Here is an 18,264-nt window from a genome sequence, read left to right as displayed (position 1 = left end):
GACGTCCCCTAGAGCGAGCGCTCCGCGGTCTCAACCACGTTGGCCAGCAGCAGGGCGCGAGTCATGGGCCCCACGCCGCCGGGGTTGGGCGAGAGCCAGGAGGCCACCTCGTCGACGCCGTCAGCGACGTCACCGGCGATGCGGCCCTTGCCGGTGGCCGGGTCGACAACGCGCGAGACGCCCACGTCCAGGACGACGGCGCCGGGGGCGACCATCTCCGAGGTGATGATGCCGGGTCTGCCGGCCGCCGAGATGACGACGTCGGCCCGGCGCACGTGCTCGGCCAGGTCCGTGGTGCCGGTGTGGCAGATGTCCACGGTGGCGTTGACGTCCTTGCGGCCCAGGAGCAGGCCGATGGAGCGGCCCACCGTGACCCCGCGGCCGACGACGCACACGTTTCGGCCGGCCAGGTCGATGCCGTGGCGCTCCATGAGCTCGATGCAGCCGCGCGGCGTGCAGGGCAGGGGCGAGTCGATGGGCCCCGAGGCCCGCAGCACCAGGCGCCCCAGGTTGGTGGGGTGCAGGCCGTCGGCGTCCTTGGCCGGGTCGACGCGCTCCAGGATCGCGTTGGTGTCCACGCCCGCCGGCAGCGGGAGCTGGACGATGTAGCCGGTGCAGGCGTCATCGGAGTTGAGGCGGTCGACGGCGGCGGCCACCTCGGCCTGGGTGGCGGTGGCCGGCAGGTCCTCGCGGATGGAGAGGATGCCGACCTCGGCGCAGTCGGCGTGCTTGCCGGCGACGTACTTGACGCTGCCGGGGTCCTCCCCCACCAGGACCGTGCCCAGGCCGGGGGTGACGCCACGCTCGCGCAGTGCCGTCACGCGTTCCTTGAGCTCGGCCTTGAGGGCGGCGGCCGTGGCCTTGCCGTCCAGGACCCGGGCCGCCCCGTTCCAGGGAGCCCTCACTGGGCCAGCCCCGGGTAGAGGGGGAAGGCGTCGGTCAGGGCGCGCACGCGACCGCGCAGGGCGGCCAGGGTCTCGTCGTCGGCGGTGCCGGCGGCGCCGTGGACGAGGGTGGCGGCGATGATGTCGGCGACCTCGGTGAACTCGGCGTCGCCGAAGCCGCGGGTGGCCAGGGCGGGGGTGCCGATGCGCAGGCCGGAGGTGACACGCGGGGGACGCGGGTCGAAGGGGACGGCGTTGCGGTTGACCGTGATGCCGGCGGTGTGCAGGAGGTCCTCGGCCTGCTGACCGTCCAGGGAGGAGTCACGCAGGTCCACCAGCACCAGGTGCACATCGGTGCCCCCGGTGACCAGGCTGACGCCGGCGGCCTTGACATCGTCAGCCCCCAGGCGCTCGGCGATGATGGCGGCGCCGCGCACGGTGCGCTCCTGGCGCTCGCGGAACTCCTCGGTGCCGGCGATCTTCATGGCCACGGCCTTGGCGGCGATGACGTGCATGAGGGGGCCGCCCTGCTGGCCGGGGAAGACGGCGGAGTTGAGCTTCTTGCCCCACTGCTCGGCGCGGCTGGACAGGAGCATGCCGGAGCGGGGGCCGCCCAGGGTCTTGTGGACGGTGGTGGACACGACGTCGGCGTGCGGGACGGGGTTGGGGTGCAGGCCGGCGGCGACGAGCCCGGCGAAGTGGGCCATGTCCACCCACAGAGTGGCACCGACCTCGTCGGCGATGGAGCGGAAGGCGGCGAAGTCGAGGTGGCGGGGGTAGGCGGACCAGCCGGCGATGATGACCGAGGGGCGCTCGCGCAGGGCGGCCTCGCGCACCTGGTCCATCTCGATGCGCATGGTGGTCTCGTCCACGCCGTAGGCGGTGGCGTTGTAGTTCTTGCCGGAGAAGTTGATCTTCATGCCGTGGGTGAGGTGGCCGCCGTGGGCCAGGGACAGGCCCAGGAGGGTGTCGCCGGGGGTGGCCAGGGCGTGGAGGACGGCGGCGTTGGCCTGGGCCCCGGAGTGGGGCTGGACGTTGGCCCACTCGGCGTCGAAGACGGCCTTGGCGCGCTCGATGGCCAGGGACTCGGCGACGTCAACGACCTCGCAGCCGCCGTAGTAGCGGCGCCCCGGGTAGCCCTCCGCGTACTTGTTGGTCAGGACCGAGCCCTGGCACTCCAGGACGGCCCGGGGAACGAAGTTCTCCGAGGCGATCATCTCCAGGGTCTCGCGCTGGCGGGCGAGCTCGCCGGTGAGGACCCCGGCGATGTCCGGGTCGAGCTCGGCCAGCGGCTGGTTCAGGGACGGGGTGACGGCTTGCGCGGTCATGTCTCTCCTCAGGTGTGGGGCGCACGCTGCGCCATGGCAGGCGGCTGTGCGCGCACTGGTGGGCGATCCGTGGCCCAGGCGGGCGACCCCGGAGTCGTGTTCGTGCCGCTCCCCGGTGGTGATCCACCCGGCGCCAGTCGCGACAGGAACACCCTACCGTGCCGGAGCGGAGCCGTGCCGTCCCCTCGCGCACAGTGCAGGCCAGCGGCTCCCCGTGCCACCTCATGCCTACTTGGGGTGGGGCTCGCACAAAGGCAGCGGGCGCTCAGCCGTCCTGGTCGTCCTGCCCGAACCAGTCGCCCAGGCCGTCGTCGGCGCCGATCCAGGCCAGGGCCTGGGCCATCTCCTCGGGGCGCAGGAGGATCCGGGAGAAGGCGCGGCGCACCTGCTCGCGCATCTCCTCGTCCCCGACACCGGTGACCACGAGATGGCAGCGGGGCTCGCCGGCCGTGTCGTCGTCGGCATCGGAGGGGGCGGCCGGGACCTCCGCCCAGGTACCGGCGTCGCCGACGCTCACGGCACCCCCGGCGACCTCCCAGGTGCAGACCCGGCCGGGACGGCTGGGCAGCCAGAAGCAGCCGCGAGCGCACAGGCCCTGGCCGGCGAGCTCGACGACGAGGGAGCGCAGACGCTCGGGGTGGAAGGGCAGGGAGGCGCTGAGGTCGAGGGTCCACACGCCGTGCTCGTCGGGGCCGCCCCAGGCGCTGGTGGTGGCGGGGTGGATGCGGCTCAAGGAGGCGGCGACGTCGTGGGTGAGGGCGGTGAGGGCCTCCAGGAGGGGTGCGTCGAGGCCTGGGAGCAGGAGGGCGTCGTGGGGGCGCAGGTGCTCGATGAGGTCGGCCCCGGCCGGGTCCTCGTCGCGTCCCAGGGCCAGGACGAGGTCGGCGTATCCGAGGTTGGTCAGGTGGACGGCGCCCGTGCAGCGGGGGTCGCCGGGGAAGGCGCTCAGCTGGCGGTGCTCGAGGAGCTCGTCCAGGGCGGTGGTGGCGTCCAGGACGTGGGCGGCTCCGGCCAGTCTCGCGCCGGTGCCGGCGAGCTCCTCGGCCAGGCCGGGCAGGAGGTGGGCGAGCTCGATGGCCGCCGGTAGGAGGATGACGGTGGTGCCGCCCGGGTCCTGGGCGGCGCGGTCCTGGGCGACGGCGGCCAGGACCTCCCGCAGGGAGCAGGTGGGGCAGGTGGAGGGCATGGGAACGTCGAGCCTGACCGGTTCGTCGTCGAAGCCCTCGGCCGAGCTGTGGCTGACAAGCCGGACCAGGTCGTCGTCGGCGTCGCTGCTCCCGGTCTCGTCGTCGGCGGCGAAGTGGAGCCCGGCGCGGATGACGACGGCGTCCTGGCCGGCCAGGGCGAGGTCGACCAGGTCCAGCAGGGCGGGGTCGACGGCGCCGATGACGGCCAGGGTGTGCCGGCCGTCGGCCGGGGAGCCGGGGATGTCAGCGAGGTTGCCGGCAAAGTCATCCGAGGGATCGGTCACGAGGTCCTCCAGCAGAGTTGACGAAACTGAGAATCATTCTTATATCATGCTCGTCATGACCACCTACTGCCAAGTCACGGGGGCCCGGCCTGTCTTCGGCCGGTCCGTCTCCCACTCCCACAAGCGCACGCCCCGGCGCTGGGATCCCAACCTGCAGCGCAAGCGCTACTGGGTGCCGTCCCTGGGGCGCACCGTGCGCCTGACGGTGTCCGCCAAGGGCATCCGCACGATCGACAAGCTGGGCATCGACGTCGTCGTGGCTCAGATGCTCGCCCGAGGGGAGAAGCTGTCATGAGCGGGGCCAAGGGGAAGGACCTGCGGCCGATCATCAAGATGGTCTCCACTGCGGGGACGGGCCACACCTACGTGACCCGTAAGAACCGCCGCAACACCCCTGACCGGCTGGTGCTGCGCAAGTTCGATCCGGTGGTGCGCCGGCACGTGGAGTACAAGGAGTCGCGCTGATGGCCAAGAAGTCCAAGATCGCCGCCGAGCTGCGGCGTCAGCAGGTGGTGGAGCGTTACGCCGAGCGTCGCGCCGAGCTCAAGCGGGCCTCGGTCAACCCTCACCTGAGCCAGGCCGAGCGCGATGAGGCCATGGCGGCACTGCACGCGCTGCCCCGCGACGCCTCCCCCACTCGTCTGCGTCGGCGTGACGCGGTGGACGGTCGCCCGCGCGGGCACCTGCGCGTCACCGGGACCTCCCGGGTGCGTTTCCGCGAGATGGCGCTGCGCGGCGAGCTGCCGGGCATCGTCAAGTCCTCCTGGTAGGCGGGTGCGGGCGGGGCGGGTCTGTGGGCCCGCACCCGCCGGGGCCTGCGGCGCAGCGCAGCCTCAGCCGCTCCCCTCTCAGCACCGCCGCCGGCATTCGTTCACCACGTCAGTTCTCATATTCACCCCCATCCAAGGAGCTCGTATGCGCCCTGGGATCCACCCCAGCTACCAGCCCATCGTCTTTCGCGACAAGTCCGCCGGATTCGCCTTCCTGACCCGTTCGACCCTGACATCGTCGGAGACCATCGAGTGGGAGGACGGCAACACCTACCCGGTCTACGACGTCGAGGTCTCCAGCGCCTCGCACCCGTTCTGGACCGGCCAGGGCCGCATCCTCGACACGGCGGGCCGCGTGGAGAAGTTCGAGCGCCGCTACGGCAAGCGCGCCCACCCCGGCGCCAAGCCCGCCACCGCCGCCAAGAAGGGAGCCTGAGCATGAAGGTTCGTGCCTCAATCCGGTCCCTGGCCAAGCAGCCGGGGTCCAAGGTGGTCCGACGCCGCGGCCACACCTACGTCATCAACAAGAAGAATCCCCGCCTCAAGGCCCGCCAGGGCTGAGCGGCCCCATGGCCCCCGTATGGGGGCCATGGGGAGCGCTGCCGTGCCAGCGCCGTTGTCGAGCGCGGCGCCCGCCCCTAGGCTAGGGCCGTATGGCGTCGGGCTCCCTGTTCCCGCGCGGCGCAGGAAGGACGAGGGATGCACACGAGGATCCAAGGCCAACGGGTCGTGGTCTCCGCCGTCACCGCCGCCGCAGCGGCGCTGTGGATCGGGGGGATCGCCGGCTGCGCCTCCGACAACGGCAACACCGACGCCGACTACGTCAAGGTCTGCAAGGATCCCGCCACGGGGGAGCGCGTCGAGGACAAGAAGTGCGACGACGACACGGGCCCGGCCTCCCACTCCCACTCCCACCCCCACTGGGTCTACATGCCGATCTCGCGCGGCTCCTCGGTGAGCGCGCCCGGGGTCGGGCAGAAGGTGCCCTCGGGGTACAGCGACTCCAAGCCGTCGTCGAGCAGCAAGGTCACCACCTCGGACCGCTCAGGGGGCTCCTACTCGCGGGGCTCGGGCACCCGCCACGGGGGCTTCGGCTCGGGCTCCAAGGGCGGATCGGGGTCCTGAGTGCAGCGCGTCCCATCCTCACCGCGCCCCGGGTGGCGCGACACCATCGCCCACCAGGGCCTCGTCTTCTCCGAGACCACCGACCCCGCCACGGGGATCAGCACGAGCTACTGGAACGAGTTCGCCTGCTACGAGCTGACCATGGACGAGGTCGACCTCCTGGAGCGCACCAGCGAGAACCTCCACATGATGGCCAAGGACGCCGCCGGCTTCCTCGCCGAGGAGTCGCTCAAGCCGGGCTCGCCCTTCAACCTGGGCATCCCGCGAGAGGCCATCGAGTACGCCACGGTCTCCCTCGACCGCGACGACCCCTCGCTCTACTCGCGCTTCGATCTCATCTACTCGGGCAACGACGGGCGGCCGCCCCGGATGCTGGAGTACAACGCGGACACCCCCACGGGGCTGGTGGAGGCCGCCCTCATCCAGTGGTACTGGCACGAGGACGTCCATCTGAAGGCGGGCGTGACCGGCATCGACCAGTGGAACGGCATCCACGAGGAGCTCATCGCCCAGTGGGGCCGCATCGACGACCACCTCGGGCGCCTCCACGGCCTGCGCCCCCACATGTACCACTTCGCCTACACCGACGCCGATGACTCCGGCGAGGACCTCATGACCACGGGCTATCTCATGGACACCGCCATCCAAGCGGGCCTGACCAGCACTCTCGTGGAGATGAAGCAGCTCGGGCTGGACAGGGAGACCGCCCGCTTCACCGATGGGAAGAACAGGCACCTGGAGGCCATCTTCAAGCTCTACCCGTGGGAGGAGATGATGTTCGAGGAGTTCGGCCCCGCGATCTGCGCGCTCAAGCCGGACTACTGGTTCCAGCCCGCCTGGACGATGTTCCTGTCCACCAAGGCGCTCAGCGCGGCGCTGTGGCACCTCTACCCGAACCACCCCAACCTCATCCCCACTTACATGTACCCCGATGAGGCCCGCGCCCGACACGACACGATGGGCATGTCCGAGTACGTCATCAAGCCCCTGCACGCCCGCGAGGGCGCGAACATCGAGCTGCACGGGGAGGGCCGGCACATCGTCCAGCCCGGCGGCTGGGGCATCGAGGGCTATGTCATCCAGGAGTTCTGCAAGCTCCCCGACTTCACCGGCTCCGACCACCTGCACAACCGCCCGGTCCTGGGCACATGGATGGTGGGCGACGAGTGCTACGGCCTGGGCATCCGCGAGTCCGACGGCCCCATCACGGACTACTACTGCCGGTTCGTGCCCAACCGGATCCGCCTCTAGGCGCCGGGAGCAGTGCTGGCACCCGGGTCGACGACGCCGCCGCGCCCTCCGCGCGAGGGCGGGGGCGCGCGTGGGACCGCGGCCGGCAGCGCGCGATCAGGCCCGGGCGATCCGGGTGGCGGCGCGGCTGGCGGCCCGCGCCTGAGCGTCCTCCAGGGATCCGCGCTCGCCCTGTCGGCCACGGCGCCGTGGTACTCGATCATGGTGACCGCGCCGCTCATCGCCGCGCTGGTCGGCTCGGGCACCGCCGTCGTCTACCTCCTGGCGGCGATCCCCGCCGCCCTCGTGGCCGCGGGCATGAGCGCCAACGACCGGCGCGACCCGCACAAGGGCAGCGTCTACACATGGGTGCGGCGCGCCCTGCCGCGCACCGGGTGGTTCGCGGGCTTCTGCCTGGCCGCCACCGGAGTCATCGCCACCTCCGGCATGGCCTACGTGGCCGCCGACCTGCTCGCCCCCGCGGCGCCGGCGGCGCTCAAGGCGGCCCTGGCGGCGGTGCTCACCGCGCTCGCCGCCCTCATCGACCTCTACGAGTTGCGGCTCATGGCGGCCCTGCAGTACCTCGCCGTCATCGCGGGGCTCGGGGCGACGATCGTCTGCGCCGGGCTCGTGGCCGGGGGCGGGGTGCGCCTGGCGCCCATGACTGGCTCGCCCCTCGACTGGTTCCACGCGGTGCTGCTGGCGGTCTTCGCCTACTGGGGCTTCGACGCGATCTTCGCGCTCACCGATGTCACGGGCGCAGGCGCGCCGCAGCGGGTCACCGCGCTGACGATGCTGGGGCTCATGGGGTTCTTCGCCGTGGGCGGGACGGCGTACAGCGCCGTCGACCCCGCTCCCGTGACGGGGCATCTGGTGGTGCGCGTCGCGGTGGTCTCCTCGGCGATCATGAGCCTGGGCTCCACCCTCGTGCCGACGGCGCGCGGGATCGAGGCGATGGCCGACGCCCGCCAGGTCCCCTCCTGGGCGGGCCGCCTGCGCTCCACCTCCTGGACGACGGCGGTGGTCACGGCCGCCTCGGTCGCCTGGACGGGCCTGCTCTTCGTCTCCGAGGGGCTCTTCACAGACACGGTGGAGGCCCTCAGCGTGCTCGTGGGCCTGTACTTCGCGGCGAGCTCGCTCATCGCCGCGATCCACGCCCGCTCCCGGCGCGAGCGCCGGATCCAGTCGGTGGCGGTGGCCCTCATGGTCGTCATCACGGCGGCGGTGGCGATCCAGATGCTCGATCCGGGCTACGGGACGACGGCGGTCTGTGGCGTCGGCGGGGTGGGGCTCATCGTCGTCGGGCTCAGCGCCCTCGGTGCGGCGGGAGCGCTGCGCTATGGGAGGCCCGACGGCGGGGCGGGCGGAGGCCGCCCCGACTCGGAGGGGCGCCGCGCGGCTGGGTAGGCTGCGCAGTACGACTGCACCCGTGACCGCGACGGCTCCCGCCACGCCGTCGGCGCCCTCCCCCGCCGCCCCGGCATCGTCCACGCAGTCACGGGGGCGCTGGCCCGGCGCGGCGGGAACATCACCGAGTCCTCGCAGTTCGGGGACGAGGAGTCGGGCCTGTTCTTCATGCGGGTCCAGGTGCTCACCACCGTGCCGCGCGTGGAGCTGGAGAAGGACCTGGCCGAACTGGCCGGCGAGTACGAGATGGAGTGGAGCCTCGATGAGGTGGGGCGCGCCATGCGCACCTTCATCATGGTCTCCAAGGAGGGGCACTGCCTGACCGACCTGCTCTTCCGGGCCCGCAGCCAGGGGCTGCCGGTCGACGTCGTCGGCGTGGTGGGCAACCACGAGACGCTGCGGGACGTCGCCGAGTTCTACGGCGTCCCCTTCCACCACATCCCGGTCACCAAGGAGACCAAGGAGGCCGCCGAGGCCGAGCTGCTGGGGCTCGTGGACGAGCTCGGCGTGGAGCTCGTCGTGCTCGCGCGCTACATGCAGATCCTCTCGGAGTCCCTGTGCGAGAAGCTGCGCGGCAACGTCATCAACATCCACCACTCCTTCCTGCCGTCCTTCAAGGGCGCCAAGCCGTACCACCAGGCGCACGCGCGCGGGGTCAAGCTCATCGGCGCCACCGCCCCTCATCCCTGCTCTCGCGCCGCCATCACTGGACACGAAGAAGGAAAGGAGCCGACATGAAGGTTCGTGCCTCGATCCGGTCCCTGGCCAAGCAGCCGGGGTCCAAGGTGGTCCGACGCCGCGGCCACACCTACGTCATCAACAAGAAGAATCCCCGCCTCAAGGCCCGTCAGGGCTGAGGGTGACCACCACCCACGCAGGGCCGGGATGCGTCTCAGCACGCATCCCGGCCCTTCTTTTCCTCAGTATCGACATCAGTCGCCGAGGATCGATGGCACGTCAACCACAATCATCCCTCTCGCGCCATGACGCGGAAAACCACGGGGGCAGGTGCACCCAGAACCTTGCCGCTCAACAACCGGAAATGTTTCTGCAACATGCCAGGCATTGCCTATAAACGTCCGTCGTGCGCGGACAAGCTCGCGCCTATGCGCCCGCTCCGGATCCATCTCTGGGAGAGCCCCAATGCACCTCACCCCTCGTGAGCAGGAGAAGCTACTCATCGTCGTCGCCGCAGACCTAGCGCGAAGACGCAAGGACAGGGGTATCCGGCTCAATCACCCCGAGGCAGTCGCCTACATCACCGCTGAGATCCTCGAGGGGGCCCGAGAGGGGCGCACGGTCACGGATCTCATGGCCTACGGGACCACGCTGCTGACCTACGACGACGTCATGGAGGGAGTCCCCGAGATGATCCGCGCGGTCCAGGTGGAGGCGACCTTCCCCGACGGAACCAAGCTCGTGTCCGTTCACGACCCGATTCGCAGGAGCCTGCCATGATCCCCGGGGAGTACCGACTCGCAGGCGGCACCATCACCATCAACGAGGGCCGCCCCACCCTCCGTCTCGACGTCCTCAACACCGGGGACCGCCCCATTCAGGTCGGTTCGCACTTCCACTTCGCCGAGGTCAACCCCGCGCTGTCCTTCGACCGGCGGGCCGCTCGTGGCTTCCGCCTCGACATTCCAGCCGGAACCGCGGTTCGCTTCGAGCCGGGCGACTCCCGACCAGTCCACCTGGTGGCGCTGGCGGGAGCGCGACGGGTCTTCGGTCTGGCAGGCGAGACGAACGGCCCGGTCGAGGGCTGAGAGCACAGGAGCACATCATGAGCAAGGAACTCAGCCACCGGGAGCATGCCGCCTTGTACGGCCCCACCACCGGGGACGCCGTCCGCCTGGCCGACACCGACCTGTTCGCCCAGATCGAGCGGGACCTGACCCACCGTGGCAACGAGGCCGTCTTCGGAGGCGGCAAGGTCATCCGCGACGGTATGGGCCACAACGGCCAGCGCACGCGGGACGAGGGCATCCCGGACACCGTCATCACCAACGCGATCATCATCGACTACACCGGCATCTACAAGGCCGACGTCGCCATCCGCGACGGCGTCATCAGCGCTATCGGCGCTGCGGGCAACCCGGACATCATGGACGACGTCGATATCGTCATCGGCGCCTCCACGGAGGTGATCGCCGGCGAGCACCGCATCCTGACGGCCGGGGGCATCGACTCCCACATTCACTTCATCTCCCCCACTCAGGTCGCCACCGCCCTGGCCTCAGGCGTGACCACCATGATCGGCGGAGGGACGGGACCGGCCGACGGCACCAACGCCACCACGATCACCCCCGGGGCCTGGCACCTGGCCCGCATGCTTCAGGCCGTCGAGGACTTCCCCATGAATATCGGCCTGCTGGGCAAGGGCCACGCCTCGGCCCGGGAGCCTCTGGCCGAGCAGCTGCGCGCCGGCGCGGTCGGCTTCAAGATCCATGAGGACTGGGGCGCCACGCACGCCGTCATCGACGAGGCCCTCAAGGTCGCCGACGAGTTCGACGTGCAGGTCGCCATCCACACCGACACGCTCAACGAGTGCGGCTTCGTCGAGGACACCCGCCGCGCGATCGGCGGGAGGGTCATCCACACCTTCCACACCGAGGGCGCCGGCGGCGGTCACGCCCCCGACATCATCACCCTGGCGCAGGACCCCAACATCCTGCCGTCCTCGACCAACCCGACGCTGCCCTTCACGCGCAACACCGCTGAGGAGCATCTCGACATGCTCATGGTGTGCCACCACCTCAACCCCGCCATCCCGGAGGACGTCGCCTTCGCCGACTCGCGCATCCGTCCGGAGACGATCGCGGCCGAGGACGTGCTGCACGACCTGGGCGTGTTCTCGATGACGTCGTCGGACTCCCAGGCCATGGGGCGCGTCGGCGAGGTCGTCATCCGCACCTGGCAGGTGGCCGACCAGATGAAGAAGGCTCGCGGCAGGCTCGCCGGAGACCCGGAGGGCGGCGACAACCTGCGCATCAAGCGCTACGTGTCGAAGTACACGATCAACCCGGCCCGCACCAACGGGATCGCCGAGGTCGTGGGCAGCGTGGAGGTGGGCAAGTGGGCCGACCTGGTGCTGTGGGACCCGGCCTTCTTCGGGGTCAAGCCGTCTCTGATCCTCAAGGGCGGCCAGATCGCCTCGGCGGTCATGGGTGACGCCAACGCCTCGATCCCCACCCCCGAGCCCACGCTCATGCGCACCATGTTCGGCGGTTACGGGGCGGCGCCGGCGTCGAACTCGATCACCTTCATGTCCCAGGCGGCCATCGATGCGGGAGTGCCCCAGAGCCTGGGGCTGTGCAAGAGGATCTGCCCGGCCCGCGGGGTCAGGCGGCTGACGAAGGCGGACATGGCCTTCAACGACGCCACTCCGGCGCTCACCGTCGATCCCGAGACCTACGAGGTCACCGTCGACGGCGAGAAGGTCACCTGCGAGCCCGCCCACGTCCTGGCCATGGCTCAGCGCTACTTCCTCTTCTGACCCCTAACCCCTGGAGCCTTCATGATTATCGAGTCCATCTCAGGCAATATCCACGACCTGCCCGGCGAGGAGCTGGAGGGCGTGCACGTGGAGAACGTGGTCCTCCCCCTGGCCGACCTCACGAAACGCATCCAACGAGTGCGCTCCGACCACGGCACCGAGCTCGGCATCCGGCTCGCGCCGGGCGCACCGGACCTGCGCGAGGGCGACATCCTGCTTCGCAACGAGCGCGGGATCGTCGTCGTGCGCCTGGAGCCCACCGACGTCCTGGTCATCGCCCCCACCACGGTGCGCGAGATGGGGGTCGTCGCCCACAACCTGGGCAACCGGCACCTGCCCGCCCAGTTCTTCGGGTCGGAGGAGCCCTTCCCTGGCCTTGAGGGGCATGACGGCGTCATGGTCATCCAGTACGACCACACCGCCGAGCACTACCTGGAGCACCTGGGTGTGCGTCATGCGCGGATGGAGCGGTCCATGCCCGTCCCCTTCCGTCATGCCGAGCACACTCACTGACACTCCCGCCCCGCAGTGGGGCGAGGTTGCCGGCTGGCAGCTGCCGCTGGCCCAGCTGTGCGACTCCGCGCTGCCCACGGGCGCCTTCTCCCACTCCTTCGGGCTGGAGACCTACATCTGCGAGGGCGTCGTGGACGGTGAGGCCTCCTTCGTGTCCTGGCTGCGCGCGCTCGTGTCCACCCAGCTGACCTTCTCCGAGGGGCTGGGGCTGCGGCTGGCCTTCGAGGCGGTGGCGGCCGATGACTGGGAGGCGATCGCGCACCTCGATGCGCTTCTCGTGGCTCATGCGGTGCCGATCCAGGTGCGCCGGGCCGGGGTGACGATGGGGCGGAGGATGCTCACCATCGCCCGCCTGGCCCTGGAAGGCACCGACGGCGGCAGGCTGCTGAGCCGATACGCGGCGCTCATCGACACCGGGGGCAGCGGGAACGCCAGGGGCACCGGAGGCACCAAGGGCAGCGGGGGCTGCCGTTCCCACCCCGCCATCGTGCTGGCGATCGCCGGCTACGCGCTCGGGGCGCCGCCGGCGGCGGTCACGGCGGCCTACCTCCAGTCCAGCGTCATCTCACTGACGCAGAACGCCGTTCGAGCCATCCCCCTGGGGCAGGACGCCGGTCAGCGCGCCATCGCCTCGGTGCGCGGCGACGTCCGCGCCGCGGTCAGGAGGATCGGGGGCCTTGACGAGATGGATCTGGGGGCCGCCGCACCCGGGATCGAGATCAGCCAGATGCGGCACGAGCGCCAGCGGGCCCGCATGTTCATGTCCTGAAAGACCTTCCTGAAGAGCTAGTGAGGAGATTCTCATGTCAGCAGCAACCAGCCAGCAGCACGCGGATGCGCCCAGGCAGCCGGCGCACCGTTCCCACCCCGGCCCGGTCCGGATCGGGGTGGGCGGCCCGGTGGGGGCTGGCAAGACCCAGCTCATCGAGCGCATCACCCGGGCCATGAGCCGGGAGGTCTCCATGGCCGCCGTCACCAATGACATCTACACGATCGAGGACGCCAAGATCCTCGCCGCCCAGGGGGTCCTGCCGGTGGACCGCATCGTCGGGCTGGAGACCGGGGGCTGCCCGCACACGGCCATCCGTGAGGACACCTCCATGAACGAGGCGGCGATCGCCGAGCTGGTGGAGCGCCACCCGGACCTGGAGGTGGTGTTCGTGGAGTCGGGAGGCGACAACCTCTCGGCAACCTTCTCCCCCGAGCTGGTCGACTTCTCCATCTACGTCATCGACGTCGCCCAGGGCGAGAAGATTCCTCGCAAGGCCGGTCAGGGGATGATTAAGTCCGACCTGTTCGTCATCAACAAGACGGACCTGGCCCCTCACGTCGGCGCCGACCTGGCGGTCATGGAGGCCGACTCCAAGGTGTTCCGGGGTGACAAGCCCTTCTGCTTCACCAACCTCAAGACCGATGAGGGCCTGGAGCAGGTCATCGAGTGGATCCACCATGACGTGCTCATGACGGACCTGGAGTCGTGAGCACCACCGGCGAGCTGCACCTGCGGATCGCCCGGGGCGGGGACCGGAGCGTCGCCGTCGAGCAGTACCACCGGGGAGCACTGAGGGTGTTCCGCCCGCTGTACCTCGATGAGACCGGGCAGGTGACCTACTACGTGGTCAATCCCGGAGGCGGGTACCTGGACGGCGACTCCTATCTCACCGAGGTCGAGGTCCTCCAGGGGGCCTCGGCGGTGCTGACGACCCAGGCGGCCACGAAGATCTACCGCACCCCCACCTGCCCGGTCCGCCAGGCCACCCGGGTGAGCCTGGGGCCCCGGGCCGTGCTGGAGCTCGTTCCCGACCAAATCATCGCCTACCGGGAGTCCTCCTACCGGCAGACCACCCTGGTTGAGATGGATCCGACGGCGACCTTCATGTCCCTGGAGGTCCTCACCCCCGGCTGGGCCCCGGACGGTTCGGCCTTCGGCTACGACTGCCTGCGGATGCGCACTGACATCCGTGTCGGTGGGCGGTGCGCCGTCGTCGACAACCTGCGCCTGGTCCCCGGTGAGGCCGGGCTGGCGGGGCTGGGAGGCCTGGAGGGGCACAGCCACCTGGCCTCCTTCACGGCGCTCGACGCCCGGGTCGATGACGCCCTCGTCAATGAGGTGGCCCAGATGCTGGAGGTCGACGGCGTGCGCGGGGCAGTGACGCGAGTGCAGGGGCCCGGCTTCATCGCCCGGGCGCTGGGCGACGACACGACCCGTCTGACCGATCTCATGCTCGACATCAGCGAGCTTCTGCGCGGCCGGTGGTTCGGCGCGCCGAGGCTCAACCTGCGCAAGTACTAGCAACAGCCCGTTCGCCTGGGCGGCGGGCACCTCCCGAGTCTCTACCGATCGGAGCCCCTCATGCCTGAGTCACCTGTTCATCAGTCCCGCCGCCCGGCTGACGGAGCCGGCACCTCGGCCGTCCCGGCGATCGTCTCGTCCGGCGTGGGCGCACTGGGGCGCGGGGTGGGGCAGATCTTCTTCCAGCCCCGGGCGCTCACCGGATTGCTCATCGTGGCGGGCATCGCCGTCTACTCACCGCTCATGGCCTGTGAGGTGGCCCTCGGGACGACGGTGTCAACGGTGGCGGCCAGGCTGCTGGATCTGCGTGTGCGTGACGGACTTCAGGGCTACAACGGGGCACTGGTGGGAGCAGCGGCCTGGGCCGCTATGGGGGTTTTCTGGCCGGCGACGCTGGTTACCGTGGTCGGTGCGGCGGCGTGCCCCGCGGTGCACCGCGCGCTGGAGCGCACCCTCGCCCCGGTCGGGCTCCCGGCGCTCACGGCTCCTTTCTGCATCGTCTCCGGCCTGCTGACCGCTCTGCTCAGGGCGATCGATGCGCCGATGGTGCCGGATCCGGCGCCGGTCAGTGGGGCGACGGCCTGGCTGGTCCCGGAGGCGGTGCTGACGGGAGAGTCCCAGGTGGTGCTCGTCGATTCCTGGGTCGGCGGGGTGCTGATCCTGGCAGGGCTGTTCATCGCCGGGTGGAGAGTCGGGGCGGCGGCGCTGCTGGGCAGCGTCGTCGGGACGGCAGCAACGCTGGCGCTCGTTCCTGCTGGCCAGGCGGCGCACGGACTGGGCGGATACTCGCCGTGCCTGACGGCGATCGCGATCGGCGTCGTCCTCCTGCCTCCCGGGAGGCGGGCCTGGGTGCTGGCGGTGGTGGGATCGGTGCTGACCGTCGTCGTGGACCGGGTTTTCACGGAGATCCCGGTGCCGACCTACACCTGGCCCTTCATCGTGACCACCTGGCTGATGCTCGCCGTCGTCAAGTGGCGCGAGCGCCGACTAGGCTGAGGCCATGGCTCATTCCACGGCGCACACCGACTCCGCCGCCCACCTGGTCCTGTCCCTGTCCTGCCCCGACCGCCCGGGGATCGTCCACGCGGTCACCGGGACGCTGGCGCGCCGCGGCGGGAACATCACCGAGTCCAAGCAGTTCGGGGACTCCTCGACCGGCCTGTTCTTCATGCGGGTCCAGGTGCTCACCACCGTGCCGCGCGTGGAGCTGGAGAAGGACCTGGCCGAGCTGGCCGGCGAGTACGAGATGCAGTGGAGCCTCGATGAGGTGGGGCGCGCGATGCGCACCCTCATCATGGTCTCCAAGGAGGGGCACTGCCTGACCGACCTGCTCTTCCGGGCCCGCAGCCAGGGACTGCCGGTCGACGTCGTCGGCGTGGTGGGCAACCACGAGACGCTGCGGGACGTCGCCGAGTTCTACGAGGTGCCCTTCCACCACATCCCGGTCACCAAGGAGACCAAGGAGGCCGCCGAGGCCGAGCTGCTGGGGCTGGTGGACTCCCTCGACGTCGAGCTGGTGGTGCTGGCCCGCTACATGCAGATCCTCTCCCCCGCCCTGTGCGAGCGGCTGCACGGGGGCGTCATCAACATTCACCACTCGTTCCTGCCGTCCTTCAAGGGGGCGCGTCCTTACGCCCAGGCGCACGAGCGCGGGGTCAAGCTCATCGGGGCGACGGCGCACTACGTGACAGCGGACCTCGATGAGGGGCCGATCATTGAGCAGGACGTGACGCGGGCCGGGCACGAGGACTCGGTGTCCGTGCTGCAGGCCAAGGGGCAGGACGTCGAGCGCCGGGTGCTGGCGCAGGCGGTGCGCTGGCACACCGAGCACCGGGTGCTGCTCAACGGGCACCGCACCGTCGTCTTCGCCTGAGCAGGGGCGGGGTGGGGTGGCCCGTCACCGTCCAGATAGAGGCCGGACGGTGACGTGGGCAACTCGGATGGCACAAAGTGCCAGAGCGGTGGCGATGCACTTCCCCGTGAGGTTGTGAACGCGGCTGGTGGAATCTGTGCTGTCTCCTCACTTCTGAGACACTCACTCGGGCGGGAACCCGGGGCAGGCTGGTGGTCCAGGAGGCGAGGGGGCCGAAGGGATGGGGCGTGACGGGAGTGGTGTCCACAGCGCTGACATTAACCCCGAATCGGGGCTGCACACCCGAGAGAAACCGCAGGATTCCAACGATCCCTGCTGGGTGCACTGACGCCGAGCCCGTTAATGTCAGCACTGTGGACACCAGGCCGCGCAGGAGCGAGAGTCCGTGGGTCTTGCGGCAGTGCCCGGCGTCTCCGTCACAGATCTTCCTGCACCGCTCCCTGCCCGCCACCTGCGCAGAGGGCCGGGAGGCTATGACTCGACGCCGGCTCCGCCTCGAGTCGGCCTGCTCCACGAGGGTCGGGATCCACTGAACAAGGGTTGTGCGCACTGCACGAGGGCCCCACCTACCCAAAGTGCACCCCACCCTCGCCCAGTAACCCCCGCCCCTCGTACAGTGCCTGCAGACGACGACGGCAGCCACCACAGTGACCTGGGCACCCCACTCCGGCAGACTGAAGCAACAGCTCGCCCAACTGGCAGACGCACCCCACCGGTGTCTTGAGATGTCATGACATCCGAAACTCTCAGAATTCATGAGACAACGCAGAGGCTGGTGGAATCGTGCGAGGTCAGGTGGCCGAGTGTGAGCACGGTTCACGCAGCCACCATGACTCTCCCTGGTACCGGTCACAGTCGACGGTTGTGGACTGACGACGCGAGAGGCGCCGCCCTCCTCGGGGAGTCCCGTTTCGGGTTTTCCACAGAGTGTCCTCGGGGTCTGGTTTGGGGACGTTGGGGCAGGTAATGTCAATGCACCGTCTGGACGGGCAGTGTCGCCCGGCCGGGCGGGGTATGGAGTTGTTTCGGTGGCGAGGAGGCTTCCGTGATGAGTACGTCCCTACGATCCGCTGCGCCCGTGGGTATGCGGCGTCCTGCATCCGGCTCTGGCCGGGTCACCGTGTTGGAGCGCCGCCCTGCCGCGCACAGCCGCCGCAGGGGTGTGGCTGGGCTGGTGGCGGTGTGCGTGCTGGCGCTGGGGGTGGCGGCCTGCTCGGTAAAGGACGCCAAGGCTGAGGCCAGCGCGAGCGCCAGCGCCAGCGCGTCGGCGGCTATTGCTCGGGCTGAGAAGGGCATCGCCGACGCCAACGCGAGTGCGACCGCCTCCCGCGAGGCCGCCCTGACTCCTGAGCTGCGCGCCAAGCGCGACGCCGCCCTGGCCGAACCCGCCCCGGCCAAGCCCCCACAGATGAACGAGGAGAGCCCCGAAGGGGCTGCTTCCAGCGTCCACTACTTCCTCGAGCTCTACCGCTACGCCTTCATGACCGGCGACATCACCGAGTTCGCCGCCATGAGCGACGACCGCTGCAAATTCTGCAAGTCCACCATCGACGACGCCAACGACATTCACAGCAAAGGAGGATGGGCCGACAAATGGGATCAAGAAATTGTCAGCATGACTTACTATGAGAAGCTGGAAGGCTACGAATACAACAGAGTCAAGGTAATCGTCAACTACGGAGCAATGGCCTCCTACTATGGCGACGGGCAAAATCCAACCACCTCTGAACCCTCCGAGGGAAAAGTACTGAATGTCGCAGTCCGATACAGCAATAAACGCTGGATGATAGGTACTGTCGAGGTGGAACACAAGTGAACACAGGATCGCAAGCTATCGTAAGCACTGTTGCGTCGATTCTGATTGTCGCCTCACC

Annotated in this window: 22 protein-coding genes, 1 pseudogene and 1 riboswitch; of the genes and pseudogenes, 20 read left to right on the top strand and 3 right to left on the bottom strand. The window is 69.8% G+C overall.

All coding sequences use genetic code 11. The features are described from left to right. Positions 1–8: 8 nt before the first annotated feature. From HMPREF9058_RS02440 to HMPREF9058_RS02430, 3 genes are all read right to left on the bottom strand, one after another. On the bottom strand, positions 9–905 hold the full coding sequence (locus tag HMPREF9058_RS02440) for a bifunctional methylenetetrahydrofolate dehydrogenase/methenyltetrahydrofolate cyclohydrolase (RefSeq protein ID WP_009747257.1): 897 nt from the start codon (positions 903–905) through the stop codon (positions 9–11). Then, positions 902–2,212, bottom strand: a complete 1,311-nt coding sequence (gene glyA / locus HMPREF9058_RS02435) for a serine hydroxymethyltransferase (protein ID WP_009747635.1) — start codon at positions 2,210–2,212, stop codon at positions 902–904. The genes HMPREF9058_RS02440 and glyA overlap by 4 nt, the downstream gene beginning before the upstream one ends. Positions 2,213–2,277: 65 nt before the next feature. Next, positions 2,278–2,363: riboswitch (ZMP/ZTP riboswitch) on the bottom strand. Positions 2,364–2,477: 114 nt separating this feature from the next. After that, positions 2,478–3,683, bottom strand: a complete 1,206-nt coding sequence (locus tag HMPREF9058_RS02430) for a GTP-binding protein (RefSeq protein ID WP_009406006.1) — start codon at positions 3,681–3,683, stop codon at positions 2,478–2,480. A 55-nt stretch (positions 3,684–3,738) separates the two neighbouring features. Between HMPREF9058_RS02430 and rpmB the strand changes: the two genes are divergently transcribed. The 20 genes and pseudogenes from rpmB to HMPREF9058_RS02330 all read left to right on the top strand — a co-directional run bounded on the left by rpmB (position 3,739) and on the right by HMPREF9058_RS02330 (position 18,206). After that, complete coding sequence (rpmB, locus tag HMPREF9058_RS02425) at positions 3,739–3,978, top strand: 50S ribosomal protein L28 (protein WP_003789593.1); 240 nt, start codon at positions 3,739–3,741, stop codon at positions 3,976–3,978. Beyond that, positions 3,975–4,148 (top strand): 50S ribosomal protein L33, encoded by a 174-nt coding sequence (gene rpmG, locus HMPREF9058_RS02420; protein WP_003789591.1) that lies wholly within the window; start codon positions 3,975–3,977, stop codon positions 4,146–4,148. Before rpmB ends, rpmG begins: the two co-directional genes overlap by 4 nt. Continuing rightward, a complete protein-coding gene (gene rpsN, locus HMPREF9058_RS02415) occupies positions 4,148–4,453 on the top strand; it encodes a 30S ribosomal protein S14 (RefSeq protein ID WP_009405772.1) in 306 nt (101 codons plus the stop codon). The genes rpmG and rpsN overlap by 1 nt, the downstream gene beginning before the upstream one ends. 145 nt (positions 4,454–4,598) lie before the next feature. After that, complete coding sequence (locus HMPREF9058_RS02410) at positions 4,599–4,889, top strand: type B 50S ribosomal protein L31 (protein ID WP_009405515.1); 291 nt, start codon at positions 4,599–4,601, stop codon at positions 4,887–4,889. Positions 4,890–4,891: 2 nt separating this feature from the next. Beyond that, on the top strand, positions 4,892–5,014 hold the full coding sequence (ykgO, locus tag HMPREF9058_RS02405) for a type B 50S ribosomal protein L36 (protein ID WP_003782012.1): 123 nt from the start codon (positions 4,892–4,894) through the stop codon (positions 5,012–5,014). A gap of 138 nt (positions 5,015–5,152) precedes the next feature. Then, a complete protein-coding gene (locus tag HMPREF9058_RS02400; protein ID WP_009406036.1) occupies positions 5,153–5,578 on the top strand; it encodes a hypothetical protein in 426 nt (141 codons plus the stop codon). After that, positions 5,579–6,829, top strand: coding sequence for a glutathionylspermidine synthase family protein (locus HMPREF9058_RS02395; RefSeq protein WP_009747537.1), 1,251 nt, complete (start codon positions 5,579–5,581; stop codon positions 6,827–6,829). 12 nt (positions 6,830–6,841) lie between these two features. After that, positions 6,842–8,215 (top strand): APC family permease, encoded by a 1,374-nt coding sequence (locus HMPREF9058_RS02390; protein ID WP_139018920.1) that lies wholly within the window; start codon positions 6,842–6,844, stop codon positions 8,213–8,215. Between the two features lie 75 nt (positions 8,216–8,290). Beyond that, a pseudogene (locus HMPREF9058_RS02385) lies at positions 8,291–8,893 on the top strand (formyltetrahydrofolate deformylase); the annotation flags it as partial. Between the two features lie 56 nt (positions 8,894–8,949). Then, positions 8,950–9,072 carry a type B 50S ribosomal protein L36 gene (ykgO, locus tag HMPREF9058_RS02380; RefSeq protein ID WP_003782012.1) on the top strand — a complete coding sequence of 41 codons (123 nt, stop codon included), beginning with the start codon at positions 8,950–8,952 and terminating at the stop codon, positions 9,070–9,072. A gap of 286 nt (positions 9,073–9,358) precedes the next feature. After that, positions 9,359–9,673 carry an urease subunit gamma gene (locus HMPREF9058_RS02375; RefSeq protein WP_009406366.1) on the top strand — a complete coding sequence of 105 codons (315 nt, stop codon included), beginning with the start codon at positions 9,359–9,361 and terminating at the stop codon, positions 9,671–9,673. After that, positions 9,670–9,981, top strand: a complete 312-nt coding sequence (locus tag HMPREF9058_RS02370) for an urease subunit beta (RefSeq protein WP_009405845.1) — start codon at positions 9,670–9,672, stop codon at positions 9,979–9,981. Before HMPREF9058_RS02375 ends, HMPREF9058_RS02370 begins: the two co-directional genes overlap by 4 nt. A gap of 17 nt (positions 9,982–9,998) precedes the next feature. After that, positions 9,999–11,711 (top strand): urease subunit alpha, encoded by a 1,713-nt coding sequence (gene ureC / locus HMPREF9058_RS02365; RefSeq protein WP_009406085.1) that lies wholly within the window; start codon positions 9,999–10,001, stop codon positions 11,709–11,711. Positions 11,712–11,732: 21 nt separating this feature from the next. Continuing rightward, complete coding sequence (gene ureE, locus HMPREF9058_RS02360) at positions 11,733–12,224, top strand: urease accessory protein UreE (RefSeq protein WP_009747412.1); 492 nt, start codon at positions 11,733–11,735, stop codon at positions 12,222–12,224. Beyond that, a complete protein-coding gene (locus tag HMPREF9058_RS02355) occupies positions 12,205–12,993 on the top strand; it encodes an urease accessory protein UreF (protein ID WP_009405808.1) in 789 nt (262 codons plus the stop codon). The genes ureE and HMPREF9058_RS02355 overlap by 20 nt, the downstream gene beginning before the upstream one ends. 34 nt (positions 12,994–13,027) lie before the next feature. Further along, entirely contained in the window at positions 13,028–13,705 is a 678-nt protein-coding gene (ureG, locus tag HMPREF9058_RS02350) for an urease accessory protein UreG (protein ID WP_009405881.1), read from the top strand. Beyond that, the gene (locus HMPREF9058_RS02345; RefSeq protein WP_009406374.1) at positions 13,702–14,517 is read left to right on the top strand and encodes an urease accessory protein UreD; all 816 of its coding nucleotides are present in this window, start codon (positions 13,702–13,704) and stop codon (positions 14,515–14,517) included. Before ureG ends, HMPREF9058_RS02345 begins: the two co-directional genes overlap by 4 nt. A 60-nt stretch (positions 14,518–14,577) precedes the next feature. Then, entirely contained in the window at positions 14,578–15,513 is a 936-nt protein-coding gene (locus tag HMPREF9058_RS02340) for an urea transporter (protein ID WP_009405490.1), read from the top strand. Between the two features lie 4 nt (positions 15,514–15,517). Continuing rightward, complete coding sequence (gene purU, locus HMPREF9058_RS02335; protein WP_009406190.1) at positions 15,518–16,390, top strand: formyltetrahydrofolate deformylase; 873 nt, start codon at positions 15,518–15,520, stop codon at positions 16,388–16,390. Positions 16,391–17,438: 1,048 nt separating this feature from the next. Then, positions 17,439–18,206, top strand: a complete 768-nt coding sequence (locus HMPREF9058_RS02330; RefSeq protein ID WP_254654078.1) for a DUF6318 family protein — start codon at positions 17,439–17,441, stop codon at positions 18,204–18,206. Positions 18,207–18,264 lie beyond the last annotated feature (58 nt).

The organism is Actinomyces sp. oral taxon 175 str. F0384, from assembly GCF_000223355.1.
Taxonomy (GTDB): Bacteria; Actinomycetota; Actinomycetes; order Actinomycetales; family Actinomycetaceae; genus Actinomyces; species Actinomyces oris.
This window is presented reverse-complemented; position numbering and strand designations above follow the sequence as displayed.